Raw genomic sequence first — 8,565 nt, 5'->3', positions numbered from 1 at the left:
GAGCGCTTATCCCGAACTGGGGTTAGGTATTAATTCTGCAAATGGAATGTATCTTGTTAGAACTGCATTTATATTTATTTGTTCATGCACCTCGACACTTATTTCTAATATGCAGACTGCTTACCCCAATCATAAATACCGCGTTTGTAAGCATAAATCAGCATGATTAAGCCGGCGATAATCATCGGCGCGCTTAAGATTTGCCCTTTGGTCATCCAACCTAATAATATGAATCCTTGGTCAGCATCTGGCTGGCGGAAGAATTCAATGATAAAGCGGCTGATGCCATAGCCTAGTAAGAATACAGCGGAGGCGGCCATACGTGGACGTGGTTTTGATGAATACCACCATAAGAATATAAATAGCAGCAGACCTTCGGCAAAGGCTTCATATAGCTGTGATGGATGACGAGGCAATATATATTGACCATTGACTTCAATCATCAATTCTTGCAATTGTGGATTGCTCTGTAATTGCTCCATATCAAACGCCGCGGCTTGCGGAAAGTAGGTCAGCCAGTTATAGCCACCGTCTGAGACGCGACCCCATAATTCGCCATTGATATAGTTGCCGATACGCCCAAACAGTAAGCCGGTTGGTACACAAGGAACGATAAAATCGAATACTTGAAAGGTAGTCTTTTTATATTTACGGGCAAAGAACCACATACCTAGCATGACGCCGATAAAGCCGCCGTGGAAAGACATACCGCCTTCCCAGACTTTTAATATATAGGCAGGGTTTTGGAGTAATTCACCGAACTGATAAAACAGCACATAGCCAATACGACCGCCTAAGATGACACCAAGCGCGCCATAAAAGACTAAGTCAGAGACCATGTCGGTGGTCCAATTGTCGCGTTTGGTACTGCGATACCAAGCCAAACCGTAAGCGGCAGCAAAGGCTAGCAAATACATTAGCCCATACCAGTGCACTTCCAATGGACCCAAGGAAAGCGCTACGGGATCATACTGAGGATGAATCATCATAAAGGCATCATAATTATTGGTAATAGAATGTATGAAATAGGCTTATATAAGAAATTTTTTGTCCAACAATTGAAAAGTACAACTATCGCAAGTCAGAATCTCATCTTATGGATAGAGAGACCTTCCAAGTAAACTCGCCTTCGATCTAATCTGAGCGGTTCATAGACAGTATGAAGGTATTTACTACCTGGCAATCAACAACTTTACAGCAACCTCAAAAAGACACTCATCTTTGATAGTAATACTAACTTTGCCATTATGAGCATTGGCGATAGCTTGCACAATAGATAAGCCTAAGCCTGTTCCTGAATGCATCGTATTCGTTTTATCATGACGATAGAATCGCTCAAACAGTTTATCGGCTTCAATCTGATTTAATGGTTTGTCTAGACGGTTGGTCATAGTTATTCTTAACCAGAGCTGCTCTGGGGATTGAATATCGTCTTTTGGCGCATTAAGCGAGGTGCTTGAAGTGAGGACAGTAGCGGATATCATAATAGTGCTATTACTAGCCGCATAATAAATCGCATTTGACATCAGGTTGGCAAACAGCCGTTGCAATAAGCCTTTATCACCTAGTACTGTTTTAAAATCACCCGATTTTTCAAAGATTATCTCACGATCCTCAGCAATCATCTCATAATAATCTATAAGCTTTGTGATCAAGCTCTCTATATCGACATGACTGATTTGCGAATCACTCAGCTCTTTTTGAGTTTTTGCCAGTAATAACATATCGTTAATCATGGCGGATAACTGCTTTAACGTATCATGCTGATGATGCAATTGCTCAATGTATTCGTCGCTTTCTCTTGGCTTAGTTAACATGACTTGCGTTTGCGTACTCAGCGTCGCTATTGGCGTACGTAGCTCATGGGCGATATTGTCTGAAAACCGTGATAATGATTCAAAGTTACTTTCAAGCTTGACCATCATAGAATTATAAGACTCCGTTAGTGGACGTAATTCTAACGGCATATCGCCAACCACAATTCTTTCATCTAACCTTTGAAGATTAATGCCTTTCATCTTTTGTACGATAGTAGCTAGGGGAGCAAAACCCCAGTGTACACTTAGTGCTGCTACTGAAACCAATAATAAGGTAATGGCGATAAGTATCAAGCTCAGCTGGCGATTAAACTGGATAAGATATTGATGATGCACATCGATAGGTAGAGCAATAAATGCCAAAACCTCTTGATGTGTAATGATAATGGCTCGGTAATGCCTATTATTTATCTTGATCATAAACTGCTGATCGCGATAGTCCTGCAATAGTTGTAACAAGCTAAAATCTGCCGGTAGATCATTGATGAAATTACTGGGATCGCTGGACAATAAATTGCCGTTTTTGTCTGATATTAACGTTTTTAAATCATAGTCTAACCAAGAAGAATGTAGATGATTGGCATCAATTAGCGCTTGCGACTTTGATACTGTGAATGGTTCTATGTGATCTTCCAAACTAACCATACGTTTACGCAGGTTAAAAGCTGCATGGGTAATAATCTCTGAGTCCATTTGCTCAAAGTGCTCGTTAACAGAGCGCTGAACCCATATATAAATAACAACTTGAGAGATAACAACAAATATTGTCAGTAAAAAAACAGTACGCCATAACAGTGACCAACGCCGATTCTTAGATTTATCTCTCATTTGATGTCAGACTGTCTTTATTAATACTATCGTCGCCCATGCCACTATCCACGTCGACAGCCAGTGGCTCTAACTTGTAGCCCATTCCGCGTACCGTATGAATCAGCTTTATATCAAATCCATCATCAATTTTTATCCGCAAGCGCCTTATAGCCACGTCAATGACATTCGTATCACTCTCAAAGTTTATATCCCATACTTGCGAGGCGATCACAGTGCGCGGCAGTACCTCACCTTGACGTTCTAAGAAAAGTTGTAATAAAGCAAACTCTTTAGCAGTCAATTTTATATTAGTGTTGCCTCTATGAACGGTGCGTTTGGCAATATCCATTTTCAGATCAGCTATGTGTATGACCGAGCTTTTATAATCAGATTGATTGGCACGGCGCAATAGGCTTTTTATTCTAACAATCAGTTCAGCAAAAGCAAAAGGCTTGGTCAGATAATCATCGCCACCAATTTCAATACCTTTGATCCGATCGCTTAAATCATCTTTAGCCGTTAAAAATAAAACTGGCGTATGCTTTCCAGCAGCTCGGTAGCGCTGTACCAACTCAAAGCCACTGACGTCAGGTAGCATGACATCCATCAAAACCACACTAAAATCTTCAGTCATTAACGCATGATAGCCATCTAAACCTGTCATGTGATGATCCACGATGAAACCGGCCTCAGTTAAGCCTTTCTTAATATATTCTCCAAGGTTTTTCTCATCTTCTACTAACAGTACTTTCATCGTTGCTTACCTTTATATCATTATAGTTGTCAACAGCGTATCACTAACATTGTTAGCTTATCAGCCATATATTTATCAGGAACCCTTGTTATAACAGTGTTCTTTGGATAGAGACAGATGCTGGTATTTGGTTTTAATGACAAGAAGATGACAATATTATGCTGTTCCTAACGAACATGTAATATCCGTGTCATCTAGCTGTCAGCCACCATTTAGTATTCTAAATCAACGCCGCATATTGGCTTGTCTCTGATACAGACTGCCTCTACGAGTAAAGCAATTATCCTACTTAAACAGTTTGTTATTTATCTTTAAAGGGTCTTATATGAAAAATTATAGTTCATTAAAAAAAGCAGCTTTGCTTTCAGTATCGATGTTAGTGGGCATGTCAGCGGCCAATGCGCATACCACAAACTTAGATGCTTCTGTTCTCGGTAATTGTGATGCGCTCACTAGTTTTGCAAGAAACGCAGATCATAATGATGCACAAATGTCCAAAGAGCAAAAGAAAAGTTATGTCGACGCCAGAGTGGCTTGTCAGGTACAGCATCAAGATCAACACTTGCAGTCTGAAAAGTATTTTGTAAAAAAATATGGTAGCGATCGTGATAGAAATGCTGAAGCCATATTAAATGAATATATCGCGCATTAGAATCTAAAGCAGTGAGAATGACAGCATTGTAATCTTAACGTCATCTGCCAGTCAGAATGAATGATGTATCATTTAGGCTGGTTTAACAGCTATTGAACTCAATAGCCTTTAATCCAAACAATAGGAATTAATCATGTCACAATTTAAATTACTGTCTAAATCAATCGCAATGACGGCCATCGCTCTTGTCGTATCGACCTCAGCTATGGCGCATGACCCTAAAATGCATGCTGAAAAAGATCAAATGAACTGTGAAAAAATGCAAAAGCATATGGATATGATGGGAAAAATGGATCATAGCAAGATGGACATGAGCGATCCTGCCATGAAAGCGATGATGGCTAACATGGGTAAAATGAAGCAAATGTACCAAAAACACTGCGTTACTAACGACAGTAAATCTTAAAAATTTTAGCTCTGTTAAATAGCAGTCAACACTTAACGGAAATAAATTTTTAGGAAAACATATGAAATTTTTATTGGGTGCGCTCTTTACCGTATTTGTGGCAATCGTTAGCGTGTTTGCGGTTGTTACTAGTGGCGTTGTCAATGTGGGCAATGGTAGCCTTCATTAGATCGTTACCTGAATTAGATGAAAGCCAATACACGATGCTAACCACTAGGATAGATGGCGATATGATGGACATGTCATTTGACGGTGATATGAATATGTCAGATGGTGGTGATATGGGTATGAATATGTCGGATGATGGATCTGGAATGCAGCATTAATACTTTCTAGATATGAAAGCCTCCTAACTCACGGTTGTCGCTATTAATAATGCAGTACTGAACAGTGCTGCATTTAATGTTTTTAGTTAAGTACATAAGAATTCAAATATAGGGTGTAAGTTTTTAGAATATCGAGCATAACAATAGACGTTTAGGAGTAATTTAATGAGACATTACACACATGTGCTTTCTAATGGACATAGCTGGTTATCCAGTCGTGTCCTTTTATTGGTGGTGACATCGTCACTCTCGTTAACGCTAGCCGCTTGCAGCCAATCTAATACCAGTGGCTCTGATTCTCAACCAGTAAAGGTTGAACAGTCTGCTACCCAGAATGCACAAGTACAAAATGAAAGTTCTGCTCCTACAAATGCTCCCGTTAACAGCTCGTCATCATTACTCAAAAACGTCTCAGCCACGGTTTATAAAGATGCCAACTGCGGCTGCTGTAAAGAATGGGTAGGCTATGCAAAAAACAATGGATTAAGTGCAACCACGCACGATGTGGAAGATCTATCCTTATTTAAGGAGCGTTATGGCGTACCACAGCAAATGCGCTCTTGCCATACCACCGTTACCACCGACGGTTTTGTCTTTGAAGGGCATGTCCCTGCTAAACACATGGCTGAATTCTTAGCAAATCCTCCTGCACAAGCTATTGGACTTGCCGTACCGAGTATGCCGGTTGGTAGCCCCGGTATGGAGTATGAAGGTAAATTCATGCCTTATAAGGTAATGCAGCTTAATAAAGACGGCACCACAGAAGTCTATGCTGCTATTGAGTCTCCTCAGCAGCAGCTGTAGTGTTGGCTTAGATGTGAATAGATTCTGTTAAATATCGAAAATGTTATAACTATAAGCTTAACCACCATCTCTCAAATTAAATCAGGTTATCATTATGAATAAAAAGAACATACTGAACCGCCGACGTTTTTTAACCGGATCCTCTGCTGTCCTTGGTGCCTCCTTGATGCCGACTATTGCTAGTAGCGCATTGGGACAATCGAGTCGCTCAGGCAGTCAGGGCGCTACTATTAACAGTGATAAACCCGATCATAAAGTACCCATACTGACAGGCAAAGAGTTTGATCTTTATGTCAGCAAAAAACCCATCATTGTTGATGGCAAGTCAAGCACGGCGACGCTCATTAATGACTCATTACCAGCGCCAACGCTAAAAATGCGCGAGGGCGATACGGTAGTGATACGCGTCCATAACCAAATGAATGAGTCGACCTCTATTCATTGGCATGGTCTACTAGTACCGTTTGAGATGGATGGCGTGCCCGGCATTAGTTTTGATGGTATACCAGCAAATAGCACCTTTACGTATAAATTTACGCTGAAACAATCTGGCACTTATTGGTATCACTCGCACACTGGATTCCAAGAACAAACCGGTATGCGCGGGGCCATCGTCATTGAGCCGAAAGGGCGCGAACGTCATCCTATCGAGGAAGACCATGTCATTTTGCTCAGTGATTGGACGCACCGTGACCCGCACAACTTGGTTAAACTATTAAAGCAACGCGCAGACTTTGATAATTATCATTTACCAGATTTTAAAAAGCTACTGTCCGATATTGCCGCAACAGATCTAAAAGCTGCTTTTGATAAGCGCAAAATGTGGAATCAGATGCGCATGATGCCGACAGACTTTACTGATCTGTCTGGTGAAAAAACCTTTACCTATCTGATGAATGGTAAAACCACAGCGGCTAACTGGACGCAACTTGTCAAGGCTGGACAGCCTGTCAAACTACGTTTTATTAATGGTTCAGCGCAGACGATATTTGATGTACGCATCCCCGGCCTAAAAATGAAAGTCGTCGCGACGGATGGGATTGATGTCAGTCCCGTCGATATCGATGATTTCCGTATTGGGGTGGCCGAGACTTATGATGTCATCGTGACGCCCACTAAAGACGCGCATACCATATTTGCTCAAAACATAGATCGGTCAGGCTATGTTGCGACAACGCTTGCTACCAAAAAAGGTGCTCGTCCTGCGATACCTGCTATGGACAAAATCGAATGGCTGACGATGGCCGACATGATGGGCGCCATGGGATCGAATGGCTATAACGCTAAACATGCCAAAACAGAATATGACTTTAAGTCTGATATGCGTGTGGACAGTCCGCGTATGAACCTTGATGACCCTGGTATTAATCTACGTAACATTGATAGAAAGGTTTTGAATTATAGTCAGTTGCGCTCTGTCGGCGATGAGATAATGGCAGAGCAGCGCAAACCCACCAGAGAGATTGAAATACATCTGACGGGAAACATGGAGCGCTATATTTGGGCTCTAGACGGGGTTATGTTCAAAGATGCCGCACCGGTCAATATTAAGCCCAACGAGCGCGTACGTATTACCTTAGTCAATGACACCATGATGAATCATCCCATGCATTTGCATGGTATGTGGAGCGATCTGCGGATGCCTTCAGGTGAGTTTCAAGTACGTAAGCATACGATAATGGTACAGCCTGCACAAAAGATAAGCTTTGATGTCACCGGAGAAGCTGGCAGATGGGCATGGCATTGCCACTTGCTCTATCACATGGAAGCAGGGATGTTTAGAGAAGTTGCCGTTGTTTAATAAACCTTCGAATATGAGCCTTATTATGAAAATATATAAAGTAGGTCTACCGTTTATTGGCATGTCATCTTTGATGCTACTAATGTCACCTTTAGCAAACGCTGCTGAGATGTCGAACATGGATCATGGCAGTATGGACATGTCTGGTATGGATATGTCAGATATGGATCACAGCAGCATGGATATGTCTGGTATGGGCATGTCAGATATGGATCATAGCAAAATGGATATGTCTGGTATGGACATGTCGGATATGGATCACAGTGGCATGGATATGTCAGGCATGGACCATGGCAGTATGGATATGTCAGGTATGCAAGGTGGTAAAGCTCCAGCTGATGCTCGCAGTCCTGACTATTCAAACGGTGTTCCCTATGGTCGCTTTGGTAAGCCTGTGATGATGGGTAGCTTACCGTTATGGGGCGTATCAGTAGACGATCTGGGCTATCAATTTGACGATGATCAAATCAATTATGAGTTTGATACGTGGTACGGTACAGACAGCAACCGCGTAACGCTACGTAGCGAAGGTAGTATCCAAACTAAAGATGATAAAGAAATTGATAGCTTAACCTCACTATCTTACTGGAAGCCACTTAGTATTTTTTGGAATGGGGAAGCCGGTGTTGCTTATGATACCGAAAATGATAAATCTGCCGTGATGGCTGGTATTGCAGGCACTGCACCTTACTTCATCGAAACCGATGCTAGAGCTTATTTATATACTGATGGGCAAGTTCGTCTAGATCTAGGTGCGGAGTATGAGTGGCGCTTAGATCAACATTGGGTAGTGATTCCAGAAGTAGAGCTGACGGCATTTAGCAAAGATGATACAGATAACCATATTACTAAAGGCTTTAATGAGTTTGGGGCTGACGTTAGGCTTACTTACGAGATGTTAAGTCGTCAGCTCGCGCCTTATGTGGGTATCAGCTATGAGACCGCTTTAGGCAACGCAAGAGATTTGCGACGTCAAGAAGACGAAGCTGTTGATTCTAGTAGCGTTACAGCTGGTGTGAAATTTTGGTTCTAGTGTTAACCATGTAAGTAACAACAGTTTATAACACTAGCTCTAAAAAAAGGCACCTCTTTATTTAGGTGCCTTTTTAACCCCAGTTCGGGATAAGGGCTCAAAAAAAAAGATAAAAAAAGAAGTCCGAAGTTGCTAAAGTGAGTTTACCAAGACAAACTTCAC

General features: G+C 41.6%; 8 protein-coding genes. 5 read left to right on the top strand and 3 right to left on the bottom strand.

Features of this window, described 5'->3' with window-relative positions; genetic code table 11:
- Positions 1-104 precede the first annotated feature (104 nt).
- From lgt to B3R91_RS10785, 3 genes are all read right to left on the bottom strand, one after another.
- A complete protein-coding gene (gene lgt / locus B3R91_RS10795; RefSeq protein ID WP_011959981.1) occupies positions 105-989 on the bottom strand; it encodes a prolipoprotein diacylglyceryl transferase in 885 nt (294 codons plus the stop codon).
- A 183-nt stretch (positions 990-1,172) separates the two neighbouring features.
- On the bottom strand, positions 1,173-2,645 hold the full coding sequence (locus B3R91_RS10790) for an ATP-binding protein (RefSeq protein WP_349681542.1): 1,473 nt from the start codon (positions 2,643-2,645) through the stop codon (positions 1,173-1,175).
- Positions 2,635-3,381, bottom strand: coding sequence for a heavy metal response regulator transcription factor (locus B3R91_RS10785; protein ID WP_165596722.1), 747 nt, complete (start codon positions 3,379-3,381; stop codon positions 2,635-2,637). Before B3R91_RS10785 ends, B3R91_RS10790 begins: the two co-directional genes overlap by 11 nt.
- Before the next feature lie 325 nt (positions 3,382-3,706).
- Between B3R91_RS10785 and B3R91_RS10780 the strand changes: the two genes are divergently transcribed.
- The 5 genes from B3R91_RS10780 to B3R91_RS10760 all read left to right on the top strand — a co-directional run bounded on the left by B3R91_RS10780 (position 3,707) and on the right by B3R91_RS10760 (position 8,403).
- A complete protein-coding gene (locus tag B3R91_RS10780) occupies positions 3,707-4,033 on the top strand; it encodes a hypothetical protein (RefSeq protein WP_011959984.1) in 327 nt (108 codons plus the stop codon).
- A gap of 133 nt (positions 4,034-4,166) precedes the next feature.
- Positions 4,167-4,439 carry a hypothetical protein gene (locus tag B3R91_RS10775; RefSeq protein WP_011959985.1) on the top strand — a complete coding sequence of 91 codons (273 nt, stop codon included), beginning with the start codon at positions 4,167-4,169 and terminating at the stop codon, positions 4,437-4,439.
- A gap of 491 nt (positions 4,440-4,930) precedes the next feature.
- On the top strand, positions 4,931-5,569 hold the full coding sequence (locus B3R91_RS10770; RefSeq protein ID WP_201620354.1) for a DUF411 domain-containing protein: 639 nt from the start codon (positions 4,931-4,933) through the stop codon (positions 5,567-5,569).
- 94 nt (positions 5,570-5,663) lie between these two features.
- Entirely contained in the window at positions 5,664-7,370 is a 1,707-nt protein-coding gene (locus B3R91_RS10765) for a copper resistance system multicopper oxidase (protein ID WP_011959988.1), read from the top strand.
- A gap of 25 nt (positions 7,371-7,395) precedes the next feature.
- A complete protein-coding gene (locus tag B3R91_RS10760) occupies positions 7,396-8,403 on the top strand; it encodes a copper resistance protein B (RefSeq protein WP_286797601.1) in 1,008 nt (335 codons plus the stop codon).
- Positions 8,404-8,565: the final 162 nt, after the last annotated feature.

Source organism: Psychrobacter sp. UBA6291, assembly GCF_002439405.1.
Classification (GTDB): domain Bacteria; phylum Pseudomonadota; class Gammaproteobacteria; order Pseudomonadales; family Moraxellaceae; genus Psychrobacter; species Psychrobacter faecalis.
This window is presented reverse-complemented; position numbering and strand designations above follow the sequence as displayed.